The following is a 16,798-nucleotide window of genomic DNA, read 5'->3' on the forward strand; positions in this document are numbered from 1 at the left end:
CCTGTGAAACCCCGGCCTGTTAACTATTACATGCCGGGGTTTTAGGCTTGTACTATAGTTAACAACATGTGTATTTTTATTGCCTGACCCGACCTTGGGGGGAGCAGGCAATGAATACGAAGTTGATCGATAACGCGGCGCTCGATGCGCCCGACGCTCTCGAACAGGACGATGCGCTCCTTTTCCGGGAGGGCGATAGCGATGGCGTTGCCCGCCCGTCACAAGGCGCGACCTACGAAGATCTGATTATCGATCGCTGGCGTTCGGCCGTGCGCTTCGGCGGGGCCGATGCCGATTCCCGCCGCCGCGAACACCTGATCTATGCCGCGATCAAGCAGGGCGGGGCCGTGGCTGCGCTGGCCTATATCGCGCTGCGCCCCACCGGCTGGGTCGAATGGTCGGCCTTTGCGGTGTTTTATGTGCTGAATATCCTCGGCATGTCGATCGGCTATCATCGCTATTTCACGCACAAGGCGTTCGATACCTCGTTGCCGATGCGCTATGCGCTGGGCATTCTGGCGCAATGCGGGGTGTATGGATCGCTCAAGCGCTGGTGCGCCGATCATCGCCGCCACCATGCCTATTCCGATCGCCCGGGCGACATCCACAGCCCCTATGTCGATGATTATGGCCGCAAGCTCGAAGGGCGTGCGGGGCTGAAGCATTCGCATCTGGGCTGGGCCTATGGCGATGCGATGACCAATATGGACCTCTATGGCAAAGGGATCGTCGGCGATCCGGTGATCGAATGGTGCCACAGGACGCGCTGGGTGTGGTTCGGCGTTTCCGCCGTGGTGGCGCCGGGTTTGTGGGGGCTGGCTTTCGGCGGGCCGCAGGCGGTGCTGGGCACGATCATGGTGGCCGGGTTCCTGCGTCTGGCGCTGGCGCTCCATGCCATTGCGGCAGTGAACAGCTTCGGTCACCGCTATGGCTACCAGAATTTCAAGGACATGGATGAGGCCCGCAACAACTGGTTCCTCGGCTATGTCACGCTGGGCGAAGGCTGGCACAACAACCACCACGCCCATCCGCGCGGTTATTCCACGCAGACCCGCTGGTACGAAATCGATATGAGCGGCTGGATCGTGCTGGCAATGGAGAAACTGGGGTTGGTGTGGAATGTCCAGCGCGCCGATATGCAGGCGCGGCCGCACAAACACTGATCCGCGCTTCCCCCGCAGGGCGGGCCGCGCTAGGCGGGGGCGATGATCATTCTTGGCCTTGACCCATCGCTGACCTGCACCGGATGGGGGGTGATCCGCAGCGAAGGATCGCGCCTGTCGCATATCGCCCATGGGCAGATCGCCACCAATACCAAGGCCCCGCTGCCCGAACGGCTGCTGCATCTGCTGGACGCGGTCTATGCCGTGATCGGACAGTACGAGCCCGATCGCGCGGCGGTGGAGGAAGTGTTCGTCAACAAGAACCCGCAATCCACGCTGAAGCTGGCCCATGCGCGCGGGGCGGTGCTGGCGGCTTGTGGACGTGCGGCTCTGCCGGTGGCGGAACATTCCACCCGCAGCGTGAAGAAATCGGTGGTGGGCACGGGCGCGGCGGAAAAGACGCAGGTGCAGGCCATGCTCAAAGTGCTGCTGCCCGGTGTTGCGATTGCCGGGGCCGATGCCGCCGATGCGCTGGCCGTGGCGATTGCCGATGCCCATCTGGGCGGGCGCATGTGATGTTTCTGGTGGTGTTCCGCAACCGCAAGCGCGCAGATTTGGACGCTGCCGCCTACGATCGCGATGCGGCACGGATGCTCGCCCTGGCGCAGCAGCAGCCCGGTTTCCTGTCGTTCAAGAGCTACACCGCCGATGATGGAGAAGTCATCGCTCTGTCCGAATGGGCGGACGAACCTTCGGCGCGCGCATGGGGGCGCGAGGCCGAACATCGCGCGATGCAGGGCAAGGGGCGCGATGCCTATTACGCCAGCTACACGCTGTTCGCCTGCGATGATCCGCGCGTGCATCGCTTCGATCACGGGGATACCTGCTGAGATCATGCCGTCGGTGGGCTATGCCGGGCGTGGGCAGGGTGACACAGAACGCCCGCAAAACGCATCGCACTCGCGCCGCCCGGGGCGGGGCCACCGGTCTTCCGGCATCAGGCGCAGGCTCCGGTTATACTGTGCCAGCAGTTGCAAAAGCGCGGTATTGTCCGGCTGGCGCGTTGCTGCGGCAAAACGCCCGCGATACATCCGCACCCGGATCGGCCCGTCAAACGCGCGGGCGGGCAGTTCATCGGGTGTGACCTTCCGCGGCGGTATCCTGTTGCCGTTTTTGCGGATCGCCAGCACCGCATCCCAGGCCGCGGAAAAGCTTGCCGCACCCGGTTTGCGGCGCAGGCGATAGACGGTTTCCCGCGAACAGCCGACCCGCGCTGCCGCCTCGCGCACCGATCCGGTCTGGGCCAGATAGCCGATGAAGCGCCCCTGCCGCGCCGCCGTCCACCCGTCGCGCCGCCTGCGCAGCGGCACGGGGACGAACGGGGGGACGCGGCGATAGGAAGGCCAGCGGGCGGGCGGCTTGCGATGAACCTGTGTCATCGCACAGCATAAGACAGATTACGCGCGTGTAGGAAAGTTTGGGTGAGGGGTGGGATGCAGCTCTGCCGTCATTCCCCGTCGGCCAGCGCGGCATTGGCGCGCGTACCCGATGGGTCCACTTTGGTCCCTGCCGCCTTGCGTTCCGAATAGCGGTCGACCAACTGGTGCGTGTGCGGGCGCATCAGCACGGTGATCCGCACCAGTTCCTCCATCACATCCACGATCCGGTCATAATAGCTGGAGGGTTTCATTCGCCCGTTTTCGTCGAATTCCTTGTAGGCCATGGCCACGGACGACTGGTTGGGAATGGTGACCATGCGCATCCAGCGCCCCAACAGGCGCAGCGTATTGACCGCGTTGAACGACTGCGATCCGCCCGATACCTGCATGACGGCCAATGTGCGCCCCTGCGTCGGGCGCATGCCCTGCATTTCCAGCGGCAGATGATCGATCTGGGCCTTCATGATCGCGGTGATCGCCCCATGGCGTTCGGGGCTGCACCAGACCTGCCCTTCGGACCACAGCGACAGCGCGCGCAATTCGTGCACCGCAGGGTGATCGTCACCCGCCACCTGATCGGGCAGGGGCAGGTCGGCAGGGTCGAAAATCCGCGTTTCCGCGCCGAAATACTGCAACAGGCGCGCCGCCTCCTCCACGGCAAGCCGCGAAAACGCGCGTTCCCGCAGCGATCCGTAAAGCAGGAGAATGCGTGGGGGATGCTGATCGGAATCCAGCCCCAATGCCGGGCGATCGATCGCATAGGCCTTGTCCAGCGCGGGCAGGTGATCGGGATCGGGCAGGGTGCGCAGGCGGTTCATAGGGAGGTCTCCTGTTCGTACCAGGCGCGGGAGCGCTTCACGATTGCCACCACCGACAGCATCACCGGCACTTCGACCAGCACGCCGACCACAGTGGCCAGCGCCGCGCCGGAATGCAGCCCGAACAGCGAAATGGCGGCGGCAACGGCCAGTTCGAAGAAATTGGATGCGCCGATCAGGGCCGCAGGGGCGGCCACGCACCACGCCACGCCGAACCGGCGGCTGAGCCAATAGGCCAGCCCGGCGTTGACATAGACCTGCACCAGAATCGGCACCGCGATCAGTGCGATCACGAAGGGCTGGCTGACGATCTGTTCGCCCTGAAAGCCGAACAGCAGGACCAGCGTGGTCAGCAGCGCCGCCAGCGAAACCGGCCCCAACCCGGCCAGCACCCGGTCAAGCGCAGGCTGCCCGCCCGCTGCCAGCACGGCCTTGCGCACGGCCTGTGCGACGATCACCGGAACGATGATGTAAAGCCCGACCGACAGCAGCAGCGTGTCCCACGGCACTGTCACCGATGCGACGCCCAGCAACAGCCCGACCAGCGGCGCGAAAGCGAACACCATGATCAGGTCGTTCAGCGCCACCTGGCTCAACGTGAAATTGGGCTCGCCGTCGCACAGGTTCGACCAGACGAAGACCATGGCGGTGCAGGGCGCTGCGGCGAGCAGGATCAGCCCGGCGATATAGGAGGGGGCTTCCCCTTCGGGCAGCAGCGGGGCGAACAGCCAGCCGAGGAAGACCGTGCCCAGCAGCGCCATCGAGAACGGTTTGACCGCCCAGTTGATGAACAGGGTGATGCCCACGCCCTTCCAGTGCTGGCGCACCGCACCCAGCGCGCCGAAATCGATCTTGAGCAGCATCGGCACGATCATCAGCCAGATCAGCACCGCCACCACCAGATTGACCCGGGCGACCTCGGCCGCCGCAATCGCGCCAAACAGGCCGGGCAAGGCATGGCCCAGCGCGATCCCCACCACGATGCAGAGCGCGACCCAGAGGCTGAGATATCGTTCGAAGAAGGATATGCCGGGGTGAGGCGGCACCGTAGCCGCAAGGGGTGTTGTTGCCATGGCGGCCTCAGCCGATCCGCTGGCCGTGTTCGTCGACCACCCGTTCGCCGTCTTCCTTGGTAAAGGCGGCGCGTTGCGGATCGGGCAGGATATCCAGCACCGTTTCGGATGGGCGGCAGAGCCTGACGCCAAGCGGGGTGACGACGAGCGGGCGATTGATGAGAACGGGATGCGCCATCATCGCATCGATCAGTTCGTCATCGGCAAGCGTCGCGTCGGCAAGGCCCAGTTCTCCATAGGGCGTGCCCTTTTCGCGCAGCAGAGCGCGCGGTGTCAGCCCGGCGCGAGCGATCATGTCCACCAGCAGCGCCCGCGATGGCGGGGTCTTCAGATATTCGATCACATGCGGCTCGATCCCGGAATTGCGGATCAGCGCCAGCGTGTTGCGCGAGGTCCCGCAATCGGGATTGTGATAGATGACAAGAGTGGTCATGGCGGTATCCTTCAGCAGCAGGCGAGATCGGCAAGCAGCGGTTCGCAAAGCTCGGCCCGGCCCTGGCAACAATCCTTGGCAAGGAAGGTCATCAACTGCCGCAGGGTATCGATATGGGCGCGCTGGATCTGCTGGCGGCCGCGTTTTTCGGCCACGACCAGCCCGGCCTTGGCCAACACGGCGAGATGGGTGGAAAACGTGCTCTGCGTCAGCCCGCTGGCCTCGACCAGTGCGCCGGTGGGGAGGCCTTCGGGTTCATGCCGGACAAGCAGCCGAAACGCCTCCAGACGTGTGGGATGGGCCAGTGCGGCCAGAGCGGACAGGGCTGATTCGATATCCATGCATCGGGAAAATACGATGGATTCGGCTGTCGTCAAGACGCATCGTATTTTTCCGATGTATTTTCGGGTGGAGGCAACCGGTGTTGGGAGGCTGCGGGCGACCCCCGTATTCGGACTGCCGCTGGCCATTCATGCACAGGCCCGTTTCCCTTGCGCGCCAGCCCGGCTAGAGCGGCGTGGTAAGGCACGTGCCGTGGCAGGCGCGCGCAAGGAGATGGTCATGACGGTAACGCTCTACGGAATTCCCAATTGCGACACGGTGAAGAAGGCGCGCAAGTGGCTGGATGCGCAGGGGATTGCCTATACGTTCCATGACTACAAGAAAGCGGGGGCCGATCCTGCGAAGCTGCAGTCGTGGGTCGATGCGAAAGGTTGGGAAACCGTGCTGAACCGGGTGGGCACCACCTTCCGCAAGCTGCCCGATGCGGATCGGGAAGGGCTGGATGCGGCAAAGGCCGTGGCGCTGATGGCGGTGCATACGTCCACGATCAAACGGCCGGTGGTGGAATATCCGGGCGGCCTGCTGGTCGGGTTCAAGGAACCGGAATGGGCGGCGGCGCTGACCTGATCATGTCCGGCCCGGTGTGTTTGCCGGGCCACGCCGCGTCGCACGTGCCGTGGAAACCGTTGCCCCGCACACGGGAATCTGGCATAGAAGCGGGGATGACCGAGACCGTAACCCTGTTGCATTCGTTTTATTGGCTCTCCTTTTAAGGAGCGGCCGGTCGTCATCATATGTGACCAACGCCGCCGGGATCGGTGCGTATGGTTGCTCTTTCATCCACGTTGCTGATCACGGTGGCCTCTCAAGAGACTACCCATGACCCGCTTTCTCGATGATATCCGCACCGCCCGTTGTCGCATTGCCCCGCTCGCGCTGGGCGATGTCGATGCGCTGACCGCCATTACCGATGCCACGGTGACGGCGCGTATCCATTTCCTGCCGGAACCGTTCACGCAGGCCGATGCCCGCAAGCTGATCGTGCAGGGCACAGCGGACAATCGCTTCTACGGCATCCGCGCCTGTACCGATGGGGCCTTGCTGGGCGTTGTCGGCGTGCACGGCGGCCCGCGCGGGCGCGATGTGGAAATCGGGTACTGGCTGGCTTCGGATGCACGCGGGCGCGGATTGGCCACCGAGGTGCTGGCGGCGCTGATGCCGCGTCTGGCGCTGGATTACCCGGCGTGCCGCGTGGTGGCCGAATGCCACCCGGACAACGGCCGGTCGCAGGCGCTGCTGGAACGCATGGGCTTCGTCTTCACCGGGCAGCCCGGGCGCAGGCCGGGCCGGGTGGTTCTGGCGCGCAGCAGCCAGGCCCCGGGCCGGATCGATGTGTGCTGAGGTATGGCCGGGGCGCTGTGGCGGCGATCAGCCGCCATGCGTTGCCGTGACGATATAGTTCAGCGCCAGATTGTCCGACAGGTGCAAGCCTTTGGTCACGGACATGGCGATCCCGCTTGGGTTGCCCATGGCAAGACCCGCCCCGGCCAGCAGCAGCGCGAGTTCGTCAGGCGTGATGAAATCGTCCCAGTTGTGCGTGCCCTTGGGGATCGCACCCACGCCTTCGGCCAATCCGATCATCAGCAGGCGCGATTGCGGCGTGCGGTTGGGGCAGGACAGCACCATCAGCCCGCCGGGGGCGAGATGGCGGGCCAGACCGGCCACGAACGCAGGCTTGTCCGCCACGTGTTCGATCACTTCCATCGCGGTGACGAGGTCGAACTGGCCGAGGCCAAGGCTGTCCAGTTCGCCATCGCGATAATCGATCGTCAGCCCCGATCCATCGGCATGCGCGCGGGCGGCGGCGATGTTTTCCGATGCCGCATCCACACCCGTCACGGCGGCGCCCAGCCGGGCCAGCGGTTCGGCCAGCAGACCCGCGCCGCACCCCACATCCAGCGCGGTCTTGCCCGCCAGCGGCTTCAACCCGTGCGGGTCGCTGTTCCAGTGCCGGTCGATCGCGTCGCGCACGAAGCCCAGCCGCACCGGGTTCAGCTTGTGCAGCATGGCGGACGAACCCGCGGGATTCCACCATTCTGCAGCGAGTTTGCCGAAATGGGCCGCCTCTTCGGGGCGGATGGTCGCACTGGCGGATGGGCTACTGTTCGCCCCGGGAGTTGCATTCGTCATCCCGCACCCCTAACAGCGCGGCGGATTTGATTCCAGCAGCTGGCATGTCCCAGAAACAGGAGCGTAAGCTTGGCTCGCATAGTGATGAAATTCGGTGGCACCTCGATGGCGGGGACGGAACGTATCCGGCGCGTCGCCAATATCGTGCGCCGTCAACAGGCCGCCGGCCATGAAGTGGCCGTGGTGGTGTCGGCAATGGCCGGGGAAACCGACCGGCTCGTGGGCTTCTGCCGCGAGGCGAATGCCCTGTACGATCCCGCGGAATACGACGTTGTCGTGGCTGCGGGGGAACAGATCACGTCGGGCCTGCTGGCGATGACCCTGCAGGCGATGGGCTGCAAGGCGCGCAGCTGGCTGGGCTGGCAGGTGCCGATCAAGACCGACAGTGCCCATGCCAAGGCCCGGATCGAGGATTTCGATCCCGGCGCGCTGGTGGCATCGATGGCGGCTGGCGAAATCGCGGTCATTCCGGGGTTTCAGGGCATTTCGCCCGAAGGCCGGGTAACCACGCTGGGGCGGGGCGGTTCGGATACCTCCGCTGTGGCGGTGGCCGCTGCGGTCAAGGCTGACCGCTGCGACATCTACACCGACGTCGATGGCGTTTACACCACCGACCCGCGGATCGTGGCCAAGGCGCGCAAGCTGCCCAATGTCACGTACGAAGAAATGCTGGAGCTGGCTTCGGTCGGCTCGAAAGTCCTGCAGACGCGTTCCGTCAGCCTCGCCATGAAAGAGCGGGTGCGCGTGCAGGTTTTGTCATCCTTCATTGACGACGATGCCCCGCTGGCAGACGAACTGCCCGGCACGATGATCGTCAGCGACGAGGAACTGGAAGGACTCGATATGGAACGCCAGCTGATCACCGGTATCGCCGCCGACAAGAACGAGGCGAAGATCACCCTTACCCGCATTGCCGACCGCCCCGGCGCGGTTGCCGCGATTTTCGGCCCGCTGGCGGCGGCCAATATCAATGTGGACATGATCATCCAGAACATCGCCAAGGACAAGGGCGAGACCGACGTGACCTTTACCGTCCCGCAGGCCGATCTGGAACGTTCGCAGGCTCTGCTGGAAGGCCAGAAGGATGACATCGGCTTCTTCCGCATGATCACCGACAGCAAGGTCTCCAAGATCAGCGTCGTGGGTGTTGGCATGCGCAGCCATGCCGGTATCGCCGCCACGATGTTCAAGACGCTGGCCGATCGCGGGATCAATATCCAGGCGATCTCGACCAGCGAAATCAAGGTTTCGGTGCTGATCGACGCCGATGAAACCGAACTGGCCGTGCGCGTCCTGCACACTGCCTACGGTCTCGACGCCGACTGATTTCATACGGTTTTACCGGAAAAGAGCGCCCTTTCTCGTGAGAGATGGGGCGCTTTTGTCGTTTCTGCAATTATCCCGCAGCCGCAGGCACGCGGCGTGAGATTGCGTCCAGCATGCCGGCCAGTTCCGCCACATGGGTCACGGTCGGCATGTGGCCGGTGTCGAGTGTCAGCGTTTCGACAGGGGCGCTGATCTGCGCCAGCGCGCGCTGCGTGGCGATCGGCATGATCTTGTCCTGCAGCGTTTCGATGAAAAAGCGGGGCACCTGCCCGTAACGGTCCGCGCTCAGATGCAGCGGGGCCATGATCGCCATGGTCGGTTCCGGCGCGATATGGGCATGGGACCATGCCCGGTCGGCATCGCTGTACCCTTCATGGAACCACGTGTCCGGATCGGGTGGATAGGCCCACAGGCCATCGTCGCTGAAGCGCATGGGGAAATCGGCCATGCCATAGGCGTATCCCGACCGTTCGAGCAGGTCCGCCATGCCGGTCATCGCCGTGCCATCGGGGATCAGCACCGCCGCGAGGTAAACAGCCGCCAAGACTTGATCCGCGGCGTTTTCGACGACCTGACTGGTCACCAGCCCGCCGCGGCTGTGGCCGACAACGATCACCGCATCGCCCTGCGCCCTGATCTGCGCGGCGACATCGTCGGCCCAGCGGTCCAGCGTGCATGCGGTGGGCGGGGTCGGATCGCCCGCGCACCCGGCGAGATTGGGCACGATGGTCTCATGACCCATGGCGTGCAAGGCCGGAACCAGCCGATCCCAGCACCATGCACCATGAAACATCCCGTGAATCAGCACGAATTTGGCCACGCTTGCTCTCCTCCACCCCTGCGGCACGTGCCGTTGGGTGGGAGCCTAACGGCGCACATGCCGATCCGCAACGCGCGATGCGACTGGGTCAGGGGCAGGGAAGGGCGTTCAGGGGTAGCGTGTCGACCAGTCGGCGGGGTAGGGGGCTTCCCAGGCTGGCGGGCGGACCCAGGTGGTCCCACGCGGTGCGGCCGAGGCGGCCAAGGTGTCCACCCGGCTCATCGCGTCCTTGATCGCGGCTTGCCTGCAGGACGGGACAAGTGGGATTGTCGTATCGGTTTCCCCCAGTTTGTCACAAAGAAAACGGGCGGTCAGATCGATCCGGTGCTTTAATTCCTTGTGCCCGGCAGCGGTGCTCAGGTCGAGGTCGGCGTAACTGACGGCCTGTGACAGCGATTGTACACTGTCGGGAACTTTACCCCATTGGCCGGTCACCACGATTTCTTCAGGCGCCGTCTCTGCGAGCGCGGCAGAGGCCCCAAGGGCGAGCGGGGCGATGCAGAACATCGCAGCGGATAGCAGATTTATGCGGTTCATCTCGAAGTTCCTCTCATCCTGGTGGTGCATTGGAATATCTCGATAAATTTGTAATAAAATTAATAGATTAACGTTCCTGCGGGAGTGGTGAAGTGTTGCGTGCATCAGACCAACGGCTCGGCGCGGCAATCCGGCCGTTCATCGCCGGGCGTGTTACGTAAACCGCCAATCACCGATCCTGCGACAATTTGTCGCCTTGACCGGCTGGCCCGCCTGCGCGCAAAGCAAGCGCCGATAATTTCGAGATTTATGGAGTGGATATGCCTGAGCTACCGGAAATGGCGAAAGGGCAGCTCGCCGGACAGGCTGGCGCGTTGCCTGCTGAACATATTCGGGACGTTTTCGTGCGTTACACCGAATTGTTCAGCGATTGCGACGACGATGGCGTCGCGGCGCTCTATGCGGAAGACGCCGTGTTGCGCGATCCGGTCACCGGGCCTGCGGTGCAGGGGCGGCAGGCCATTCGCGATTGGTACCAGATGGCGTTCGATGCCATGGATTGTCCGATGGACATGCGGCTGGAAGGCGCCGTGCGCGTGGCGGGCAATCTCGCCGCGGCGGCACTGGTTGTGCGCACGCACAGCAACGGCCAACCGCTGCGCGTGGATACGCTCGATGTGATGCAGTTTAACGATGATGGGCTGATCGCTGCGATGGACGCCTATTTCGGGCCGTCGAACTATCACATGGATTAGAGCCTGCCGCCCCGTGCGCTGATCGCACGGGGGCATGGGATCGAACAGAGCAGGCGCTGATGCCCGGCCTTATTGTGCGGCGGGCTGCCCTGCGATTTTGGGCAGGATGATTTCCACCCGGCGATTGCGCTGGCGCCCTTCCTCATCGTCGGTGCCATCCGGTTTCGCATTGGGGGCGACGGGGCGCAGTTCGCCCAGGCCAATGGTTTTCAGCCGGTCGGCGGCAATGCCTTTCCCGACAAGATAGGCCTTTACCGATTCGGTGCGCTGTTCGGACAGGCGCTTGTTATAGGCATCGTCACCCTTGGCATCGGTGTGCCCTTCGATCCTGATCTCGCCATCCCCCGCAGCCTTGATCAGCTCCGCCACCCGGTCCAGCGTCACATGGGCATCGCTACGCAGCGCGGCCTTGTCGAATTCGAACGTGACATCGCCCGGCAGCGAAACCACCGTCCCACGGTCGGTGTCGACCGCACCCAGATCGGATTTGAGCTTGTCGACGGCCTGCAAGGTGCTGGCGGGCGTGCCGTTTGCGCCCAGAGCGGTTCCATCCTGCCGCACCGGACCGATTTTTGACGTGGGCAGGCTGGCCATATTGGACATGGCCGAGGCTTCGGGGATCGCGCCGCCGCCGCGTGCGCCGTCGATCGGCAGCGTGGCTTCGAACCGGGGTGTCGTGGTGTAGGCGTTGTCCCGGCTGCCGCTTTCATTCAGAAACAGCACGACTTTGCCCGAACCGGGCAATTTGCCGGCAAAGACGAGCGCGGCATCCATGGCCTTGTTCGGCGGAACCTTCAGTTCGGGATTGGCCGTTGCGGGCACCAGCAACAGTTTCTCGCCGGAATCGGTGAGGAGATAGGTGCGTTCGTTCGAGGCGTTGAAACTGATCTCGCCGTCCCTGCCGTTGAGCACGTGAAGTTCCACCAGTGTCCGGTCACCCGAACTGCGGATGGAACGGACCTGCACCACCACTGCGGCCGGGTGGGTGATCTGCGTATCCAGCGCGACCCCGCCACCCGTAAACGGCAGCGAGAACCCGTCGCATGCGCCGAGCGCGCCAAGCGCCGCGATGGCGATCAGCGGCCGAAAAACGGGGCGCCACCGCGTCATTGTGCTGCTCCCGGCGCAGCGGCCGGTGCGGGTGCTGCCGGTGCGGGTGTGGCAGGGGCAGCGGGCGACGAGGCGGTAACCGGAAGATCGATGCGGAAACCGGGGGTCGTGGTGTACTGGTTGTCGACGTCGGCGTTTTCGTTAAGCACGAGCATCGCCGATTGCACCGGCGGCAGGCGGCCGAGAAACACGAGTTCGCCTTCGAAACTTTGCCCGGCGGGGATCGAAAGCCGTGGGTTGCTGGCCGGGGGGGACATGTAGAGCCGTTCGCCGTTGTCGAGCAGGATATAGCCCTGGCGGTTGTTCCAGCGGTTGAGTTCGATGTCGCGATCCCGCCCGTTCATCACGCGCACCCCGACCACAGTCGCGGTCGGCTGCGATTTCAGCGAGGTGAGCTGAAGCACAGTGCCATTGGAATGCGGCACCTGAATGTCGAGCGTTTTCGCGTTTCCATCGTTCCAGAGGCTGGATGTCGCGGGCGTTGCCGCTGCTGCGCCGGGGCCATCCGTGGCAGCTTCTGGCGCGGCCCCGGCATCCTTTTCTTCCTTCAGGTTGCAGCCGGCCAGCACGAGCGCAACGGGAGCCACGATGGTGGCAAGCTTGAGAACGCGCATGGCGGGTTTCCTTTCCGGAACGATGTGGTGATGATCAGAAGTGCCCAGAGCATGCATGCTGCATAAAGTGATCGGGCGCGATAACGCGGAAGCGGCAGGCCGTGCGCCGGGAGCGATAAATAGAGCGCATTCATGGACTTGCGTTGCCCGGAACCAAGCAGGCCCAAAACAAACAAGCCCCTCCGACCGGGGGCGGAGGGGCTGTTCTGCGCGGCCGGAGATGACGCCGCTGTTGCGATCCGCGCCGGTCAGGCGAGGTCGAAACGGTCCGCGTTCATGACTTTGGTCCAGGCGGCGGCGAAGTCCTTCACGAACTTGTCCCCGGCATCGGCCGAGGCATAGACTTCCGCCACGGCGCGCAGTTGCGAATTGGAACCGAACACCAGATCGGTGCGGGTTGCAGTCCACTTCTCTGCGCCGCTGGCGCGGTCGGTACCGACGAATTCCTCGTCGCTCTCTTCGCTGACCTGCTTCCACGCCGTGCCCATATCGAGCAGGTTGACGAAGAAGTCGTTGGTCAGCTGCCCTTCGCGGCTGGTGAACACGCCGCGTTTCGAACCGCCATGGTTGGCGCCCAGCACGCGCAGGCCACCGACCAGCACGGTCATTTCCGGGGTGCTCAGGCCAAGCAATTGCGCACGGTCGACCAGCAGTTCCTCGGTCGGGACATTGAACCGCACCTGCAGGTAATTGCGGAAGCCATCGGCACGCGGTTCGAGCACGTCGAAGCTGTCCGCATCGGTGTGCGCGTCATCGGCATCGACCCGGCCGGGGGTGAAGGGCACGCTGACAGCGTGTCCGCCATCCTGCGCGGCCTTTTCCACCGCAGCCGAACCACCCAGCACGATCAGGTCGGCCAGACTGACTTTCTTGCCACCGGCGGCGGAGGCATCGAAGTCAGCCTTGATCCCTTCCAGCACGCCCAGCACGCGGGCGAGATTGGCCGGTTCGTTGACGTCCCAGTCCTTTTGCGGGGCAAGGCGGATGCGCGCACCATTGGCGCCGCCGCGATAGTCCGACCCGCGATAGGTGGAGGCCGAAGCCCATGCCGTGCGCACCAGATCGGCAACGCTCAGCCCGCTGTTCAGCAACGTGCCTTTCAGCGCGGCGATATCGCCAGCGTCGATCGGGGCGTAATCCGCCTTGGGCAGGGGGTCCTGCCAGATCAGGTCTTCTGCGGGCACGTCCGGCCCGAGATAGCGCGCACGCGGCCCCATGTCGCGGTGGCACAGTTTGAACCATGCACGAGCGAAGGCATCCGCGAACTGATCCGGGTTGGCGCGGAAACGTTCGGAAATCTTGCGATAATCCGGATCGACTTTCAGCGCCATGTCGGCCGTGGTCATCATCGTCGGCAGGCGGCGGTCCGGGCTGTGGGCGCCGGGCGCGAGATCTTCCGGCGCCTGGTTGACCGGCTGCCACTGCTTTGCACCGGCCGGGCTTGTTACCAGTTCGTACTCGTAGTCGAGCAGCATGTGGAAGAAGCTCATGTCCCACTGCGTCGGGGTGGGGGTCCATGCCCCTTCCAGCCCGCTGGTGATCGTGTGATCGCCAAAGCCGCTTTCGTGCCCGCTCTGCCAGCCGAGGCCCTGCTGCGCGATATCCGCGCCTTCGGGTTCCGCGCCGACTTTCGCGGCATCGCCCGCGCCGTGGCATTTGCCAAAGGTGTGGCCACCAGCGGTGAGCGCGACGGTTTCCTCGTCGTTCATGCCCATCCGGGCGAAGGTTTCACGAATATCTTCGGCCGATTGCTGCGGATCGGTATTGCCGCCGCGCCCTTCGGGGTTGACGTAGATCAGGCCCATCTGGATCGCCGCCAGCGGGTTTTCCAGCGCCATGTTCTTGTCGGGCTGAAGGCGGGTCTGGTTGCCTTCCTGGCCGACCCACTGTTCCTCGGTGCCCCAATAGACATCCTTTTCCGGTTCGAACACGTCAGCGCGACCGCCGCCGAAGCCGAACACCGGGCCGCCCATGGATTCGATCGCGACATTGCCCGCCAGAATCATCAGATCGGCCCACGACAGTTTGGCCCCGTACTTTTGCTTCACCGGCCAGAGCAGGCGGCGGGCCTTGTCGAGATTGGCGTTGTCGGGCCAGCTGTTCAGCGGGGCGAAGCGCTGGTTGCCGGAATTGGCGCCGCCGCGCCCGTCGCCGGTGCGATAGGTGCCCGCGCTGTGCCAGGCCATGCGGATGAAGAACGGGCCATAATGGCCATAGTCAGCCGGCCACCACGGCTGGCTATCCGTCATCAGGGTGTGCAGATCGCGCTTTACCGCTGCGTAATCGAGCGATTGGAACGCCTGCGCATAATTGAAACCATCGCCCTGCGGATCGCTGGACAGGCCGTTTTTCTGCAGGATGTCGAGAGAGAGCTGGTTGGGCCACCAATCGCGATTCGTGCGCCCGAGCAAAGCTCTTTTGGCGCCGCTCATCGGGCATTTGCTTTCCGCGTTCATGGTATCTCTCCTCTATTGCATCGGGATGCGGCTGTGTAGAACGCCTTTGTTACACCCTGACCAATCATTGCCAAAGCCGATTGTTTTCATATTACTTATCAATAAATACGATTGTGCGCCGCGACCGATACCGTTGCGATGTCGAAGTATGGAAGCGGCATCCCCATGGCCGGGCCGCGCCAGAAAACGCAGGACAATGCCTGTCGTGGCTTGCCCGCCAACAAGGGCCGTCCTAAGGCGCGTCGAACTGAGCCAGTTGATGAACGGAGCCCCGATGAGCGCATACCCCAAGACCACCGCCCTTATGCGTCGCGGCGCGGAATTCCTGGGTAGCGAACATGCGATTCTTTGCGGGGCGATGAGCTGGGTATCGGAACGTAATCTCGTATCCGCGATTTCCAATGCCGGTGGTTTCGGGGTGATTGCCTGCGGTGCGATGACGCCCGAACTGCTCGACGCGGAAATCGCGGGGACCAGGGCGCTGACGGACAAGCCGTTCGGGGTCAATCTCATCACCATGCACCCGCAACTGTTCGACCTGATTGCCGTCTGTGCCAAGCATGGAGTCGGCCATGTGGTGCTGGCGGGCGGTATTCCGCCCAAGGGCAGCGTCGAGGCGATCAAGGCGTTCGGGGCCAAGGTTATCGTATTTGCCCCCACGCTGGCCTTGGCCAAGAAGTTGCTGCGTTCGGGCGGTGATGCGCTGGTGATCGAAGGGATGGAGGCCGGTGGCCATATCGGGCCGGTGGCCACCAGTGTGCTGGCACAGGAATTCCTGCCCGCGCTGGCGGATGACTATCTCGTGTTCGTGGCGGGCGGAATCGGCCGGGGCGAAGCGATGGCGGGTTATCTCGAAATGGGTGCGGTCGGCGTGCAACTGGGCACCCGTTTTGCCTGCGCCAGCGAAAGCATTGCCCATCCGGCGTTCAAGCAGGCGTTTTTCCGCGCCAATGCGCGCGATGCCGTGGCCAGCGTGCAAGTCGATCCGCGCCTGCCGGTCATCCCGGTTCGTGCGCTGAAGAACAAGGGCACCGAAGAATTCACCGCCAAACAGCGCGAGGTTGCCCAGCTTCTGGACGAAGGCAAAGTCGAAATGGGCGAAGCCCAGTTGCTGATCGAACATTACTGGGCCGGGGCCCTGCGCCGGGCGGTGATCGATGGCGATGTGGAGAACGGTTCGCTGATGGCGGGCCAGTCGGTTGGCATGGTTTCGAAGGAAGAACCCGTCGCCGATATCATCGCGGAAGTTCTGGCCGAAAGCGAAGCAGCCCTTTCCCGCCGCTAAGCTCCGGTTATCGGGGTTACTAATCCTCGGGGCTGGCAATGAACCGCGCCCATTGCGGGGCACTGGGGTTGTCGCTCGTTTCCGGGGTCCATTGGCGTTCCAGCAGGGCGCGGGCATCATCGTCCGCCATGCCCAGCACATCGCGATGATAGCGGTAGAAAAAGGCTGAAACGCGCCAGTTGGCGATGCAGTGCACATGCACCGGGCCGTCCGCCTGGTCCAGTGCCTGCACAAAGGCGGCGTAGTGGTCTTCGGTCGGGGCATCGAACGGCACGGGAATGTACGTGTAATTCATGCCCGCTTGTGCCAGCAGCCCCGCCTCGTCCGGCAGGGCAAGCGGATTGTCGTCGGGCGCCAGATTGATCACGTGGCAGACTCCGATTGCGGAAAGCAGGGGAACATCACTGGCGCGCAGCAGGCCCGATGTCGTCGTTTGCGGGTCAAGCCTTTGCCAGTTCACGATATCTTCGGGGTCGGCTGCCACTTTTCTCTCCGATTTTGGACAACGCGGGGACAGGATATGTCCCATACAAGGGGCAGCCGGGGCAAGCGCGCCATCATCGGGCCAGATGACGCTTGCCGCAAACGCACCGCACGTTACCATGCGCCCCTTGTTT

At 63.9% G+C, this 16,798-nt stretch carries 20 protein-coding genes; 8 read left to right on the forward strand and 12 right to left on the reverse strand.

Annotation, left to right across the window (positions count from 1 at the left end):
* Positions 1 to 110 precede the first annotated feature (110 nt).
* Genes EGO55_RS15880 through EGO55_RS15890 form a run of 3 tightly spaced genes read left to right on the forward strand, consistent with a single transcriptional unit; the run spans position 111 to position 1,993 of the window.
* Positions 111 to 1,163: an acyl-CoA desaturase gene (locus tag EGO55_RS15880; RefSeq protein ID WP_021688393.1), complete on the forward strand. Its 1,053-nt coding sequence runs from the start codon at positions 111 to 113 to the stop codon at positions 1,161 to 1,163.
* Positions 1,164 to 1,205: 42 nt separating this feature from the next.
* Positions 1,206 to 1,679 (forward strand): crossover junction endodeoxyribonuclease RuvC, encoded by a 474-nt coding sequence (ruvC, locus tag EGO55_RS15885; RefSeq protein ID WP_021688392.1) that lies wholly within the window; start codon positions 1,206 to 1,208, stop codon positions 1,677 to 1,679.
* Positions 1,679 to 1,993: an antibiotic biosynthesis monooxygenase family protein gene (locus EGO55_RS15890; protein WP_021688391.1), complete on the forward strand. Its 315-nt coding sequence runs from the start codon at positions 1,679 to 1,681 to the stop codon at positions 1,991 to 1,993. Before ruvC ends, EGO55_RS15890 begins: the two co-directional genes overlap by 1 nt.
* 18 nt (positions 1,994 to 2,011) lie before the next feature.
* Here the strand turns inward: EGO55_RS15890 and EGO55_RS15895 are convergent, their stop codons facing one another.
* The 5 genes from EGO55_RS15895 to EGO55_RS15915 form a co-directional block, all read right to left on the reverse strand.
* Entirely contained in the window at positions 2,012 to 2,542 is a 531-nt protein-coding gene (locus EGO55_RS15895; protein WP_021688390.1) for a helix-turn-helix domain-containing protein, read from the reverse strand.
* 68 nt (positions 2,543 to 2,610) lie between these two features.
* The gene (arsH, locus tag EGO55_RS15900) at positions 2,611 to 3,360 is read right to left on the reverse strand and encodes an arsenical resistance protein ArsH (protein WP_021688389.1); all 750 of its coding nucleotides are present in this window, start codon (positions 3,358 to 3,360) and stop codon (positions 2,611 to 2,613) included.
* A complete protein-coding gene (gene arsB / locus EGO55_RS15905; RefSeq protein ID WP_021688388.1) occupies positions 3,357 to 4,433 on the reverse strand; it encodes an ACR3 family arsenite efflux transporter in 1,077 nt (358 codons plus the stop codon). The genes arsH and arsB overlap by 4 nt, the downstream gene beginning before the upstream one ends.
* Positions 4,434 to 4,440: 7 nt before the next feature.
* Positions 4,441 to 4,866, reverse strand: a complete 426-nt coding sequence (arsC, locus tag EGO55_RS15910; protein ID WP_021688387.1) for an arsenate reductase (glutaredoxin) — start codon at positions 4,864 to 4,866, stop codon at positions 4,441 to 4,443.
* An 11-nt stretch (positions 4,867 to 4,877) separates the two neighbouring features.
* Positions 4,878 to 5,207: an ArsR/SmtB family transcription factor gene (locus tag EGO55_RS15915; RefSeq protein WP_021688386.1), complete on the reverse strand. Its 330-nt coding sequence runs from the start codon at positions 5,205 to 5,207 to the stop codon at positions 4,878 to 4,880.
* 220 nt (positions 5,208 to 5,427) lie between these two features.
* Here EGO55_RS15915 and EGO55_RS15920 point away from each other — a divergent pair, with 220 nt between their 5' ends.
* Both EGO55_RS15920 and EGO55_RS15925 read left to right on the forward strand, forming a co-directional pair.
* The gene (locus EGO55_RS15920) at positions 5,428 to 5,775 is read left to right on the forward strand and encodes an arsenate reductase (RefSeq protein WP_021688385.1); all 348 of its coding nucleotides are present in this window, start codon (positions 5,428 to 5,430) and stop codon (positions 5,773 to 5,775) included.
* A 252-nt stretch (positions 5,776 to 6,027) separates the two neighbouring features.
* Positions 6,028 to 6,549 (forward strand): GNAT family N-acetyltransferase, encoded by a 522-nt coding sequence (locus EGO55_RS15925; protein ID WP_021688383.1) that lies wholly within the window; start codon positions 6,028 to 6,030, stop codon positions 6,547 to 6,549.
* A 27-nt stretch (positions 6,550 to 6,576) separates the two neighbouring features.
* On the opposite strand, the gene ubiG is transcribed toward EGO55_RS15925, so the two are convergent.
* Positions 6,577 to 7,338 carry a bifunctional 2-polyprenyl-6-hydroxyphenol methylase/3-demethylubiquinol 3-O-methyltransferase UbiG gene (gene ubiG, locus EGO55_RS15930; protein WP_021688382.1) on the reverse strand — a complete coding sequence of 254 codons (762 nt, stop codon included), beginning with the start codon at positions 7,336 to 7,338 and terminating at the stop codon, positions 6,577 to 6,579.
* Between the two features lie 69 nt (positions 7,339 to 7,407).
* Here ubiG and EGO55_RS15935 point away from each other — a divergent pair, with 69 nt between their 5' ends.
* A complete protein-coding gene (locus EGO55_RS15935) occupies positions 7,408 to 8,664 on the forward strand; it encodes an aspartate kinase (protein ID WP_021688381.1) in 1,257 nt (418 codons plus the stop codon).
* Positions 8,665 to 8,734: 70 nt separating this feature from the next.
* On the opposite strand, the gene EGO55_RS15940 is transcribed toward EGO55_RS15935, so the two are convergent.
* Both EGO55_RS15940 and EGO55_RS15945 read right to left on the reverse strand, forming a co-directional pair.
* Positions 8,735 to 9,484, reverse strand: coding sequence for an alpha/beta fold hydrolase (locus EGO55_RS15940; protein WP_021688380.1), 750 nt, complete (start codon positions 9,482 to 9,484; stop codon positions 8,735 to 8,737).
* A 108-nt stretch (positions 9,485 to 9,592) separates the two neighbouring features.
* Positions 9,593 to 10,021: a UrcA family protein gene (locus tag EGO55_RS15945; RefSeq protein WP_021688379.1), complete on the reverse strand. Its 429-nt coding sequence runs from the start codon at positions 10,019 to 10,021 to the stop codon at positions 9,593 to 9,595.
* Between the two features lie 260 nt (positions 10,022 to 10,281).
* Here EGO55_RS15945 and EGO55_RS15950 point away from each other — a divergent pair, with 260 nt between their 5' ends.
* On the forward strand, positions 10,282 to 10,716 hold the full coding sequence (locus tag EGO55_RS15950) for a nuclear transport factor 2 family protein (protein WP_021688378.1): 435 nt from the start codon (positions 10,282 to 10,284) through the stop codon (positions 10,714 to 10,716).
* 69 nt (positions 10,717 to 10,785) lie between these two features.
* On the opposite strand, the gene EGO55_RS21010 is transcribed toward EGO55_RS15950, so the two are convergent.
* The 3 genes from EGO55_RS21010 to katG all read right to left on the reverse strand — a co-directional run bounded on the left by EGO55_RS21010 (position 10,786) and on the right by katG (position 14,896).
* On the reverse strand, positions 10,786 to 11,826 hold the full coding sequence (locus EGO55_RS21010) for an OmpA family protein (protein ID WP_021688377.1): 1,041 nt from the start codon (positions 11,824 to 11,826) through the stop codon (positions 10,786 to 10,788).
* The gene (locus EGO55_RS15960) at positions 11,823 to 12,440 is read right to left on the reverse strand and encodes a hypothetical protein (RefSeq protein ID WP_021688376.1); all 618 of its coding nucleotides are present in this window, start codon (positions 12,438 to 12,440) and stop codon (positions 11,823 to 11,825) included. The genes EGO55_RS21010 and EGO55_RS15960 overlap by 4 nt, the downstream gene beginning before the upstream one ends.
* 248 nt (positions 12,441 to 12,688) lie before the next feature.
* Positions 12,689 to 14,896, reverse strand: coding sequence for a catalase/peroxidase HPI (gene katG / locus EGO55_RS15965; protein WP_021688375.1), 2,208 nt, complete (start codon positions 14,894 to 14,896; stop codon positions 12,689 to 12,691).
* A 274-nt stretch (positions 14,897 to 15,170) separates the two neighbouring features.
* On the opposite strand from katG, the gene EGO55_RS15970 reads away from it, so the two are divergent.
* Positions 15,171 to 16,181, forward strand: coding sequence for an NAD(P)H-dependent flavin oxidoreductase (locus tag EGO55_RS15970; RefSeq protein ID WP_021688374.1), 1,011 nt, complete (start codon positions 15,171 to 15,173; stop codon positions 16,179 to 16,181).
* A 19-nt stretch (positions 16,182 to 16,200) separates the two neighbouring features.
* Here EGO55_RS15970 and EGO55_RS15975 read toward each other — a convergent pair whose 3' ends face one another.
* Positions 16,201 to 16,665 (reverse strand): protein tyrosine phosphatase family protein, encoded by a 465-nt coding sequence (locus tag EGO55_RS15975; RefSeq protein WP_021688373.1) that lies wholly within the window; start codon positions 16,663 to 16,665, stop codon positions 16,201 to 16,203.
* Between the last annotated feature and the right edge of the window lie 133 nt (positions 16,666 to 16,798).

The sequence above is a fragment of the Caenibius tardaugens NBRC 16725 genome (assembly GCF_003860345.1).
GTDB classification, from domain to species: Bacteria; Pseudomonadota; Alphaproteobacteria; order Sphingomonadales; family Sphingomonadaceae; genus Caenibius; species Caenibius tardaugens.

What these genes read in the sequence shown, in the direction of transcription:
- ubiG (WP_021688382.1), bottom strand. Translation starts at nt 7,338, where the DNA reads ATGACGAATGCAACTCCCGGGGCGAACAGTAGCCCATCCGCCAGTGCG.
- EGO55_RS21010 (WP_021688377.1), bottom strand. Translation starts at nt 11,826, where the DNA reads ATGACGCGGTGGCGCCCCGTTTTTCGGCCGCTGATCGCCATCGCGGCG.
- EGO55_RS15890 (WP_021688391.1), top strand. Translation starts at nt 1,679, where the DNA reads ATGTTTCTGGTGGTGTTCCGCAACCGCAAGCGCGCAGATTTGGACGCT.
- EGO55_RS15970 (WP_021688374.1), top strand. Translation starts at nt 15,171, where the DNA reads ATGAGCGCATACCCCAAGACCACCGCCCTTATGCGTCGCGGCGCGGAA.
- EGO55_RS15950 (WP_021688378.1), top strand. Translation starts at nt 10,282, where the DNA reads ATGCCTGAGCTACCGGAAATGGCGAAAGGGCAGCTCGCCGGACAGGCT.
- arsB (WP_021688388.1), bottom strand. Translation starts at nt 4,433, where the DNA reads ATGGCAACAACACCCCTTGCGGCTACGGTGCCGCCTCACCCCGGCATA.
- katG (WP_021688375.1), bottom strand. Translation starts at nt 14,896, where the DNA reads ATGAACGCGGAAAGCAAATGCCCGATGAGCGGCGCCAAAAGAGCTTTG.
- EGO55_RS15945 (WP_021688379.1), bottom strand. Translation starts at nt 10,021, where the DNA reads ATGAACCGCATAAATCTGCTATCCGCTGCGATGTTCTGCATCGCCCCG.
- EGO55_RS15920 (WP_021688385.1), top strand. Translation starts at nt 5,428, where the DNA reads ATGACGGTAACGCTCTACGGAATTCCCAATTGCGACACGGTGAAGAAG.
- EGO55_RS15895 (WP_021688390.1), bottom strand. Translation starts at nt 2,542, where the DNA reads ATGACACAGGTTCATCGCAAGCCGCCCGCCCGCTGGCCTTCCTATCGC.
- EGO55_RS15880 (WP_021688393.1), top strand. Translation starts at nt 111, where the DNA reads ATGAATACGAAGTTGATCGATAACGCGGCGCTCGATGCGCCCGACGCT.
- EGO55_RS15925 (WP_021688383.1), top strand. Translation starts at nt 6,028, where the DNA reads ATGACCCGCTTTCTCGATGATATCCGCACCGCCCGTTGTCGCATTGCC.
- EGO55_RS15960 (WP_021688376.1), bottom strand. Translation starts at nt 12,440, where the DNA reads ATGCGCGTTCTCAAGCTTGCCACCATCGTGGCTCCCGTTGCGCTCGTG.
- ruvC (WP_021688392.1), top strand. Translation starts at nt 1,206, where the DNA reads ATGATCATTCTTGGCCTTGACCCATCGCTGACCTGCACCGGATGGGGG.
- arsC (WP_021688387.1), bottom strand. Translation starts at nt 4,866, where the DNA reads ATGACCACTCTTGTCATCTATCACAATCCCGATTGCGGGACCTCGCGC.
- EGO55_RS15915 (WP_021688386.1), bottom strand. Translation starts at nt 5,207, where the DNA reads ATGGATATCGAATCAGCCCTGTCCGCTCTGGCCGCACTGGCCCATCCC.
- arsH (WP_021688389.1), bottom strand. Translation starts at nt 3,360, where the DNA reads ATGAACCGCCTGCGCACCCTGCCCGATCCCGATCACCTGCCCGCGCTG.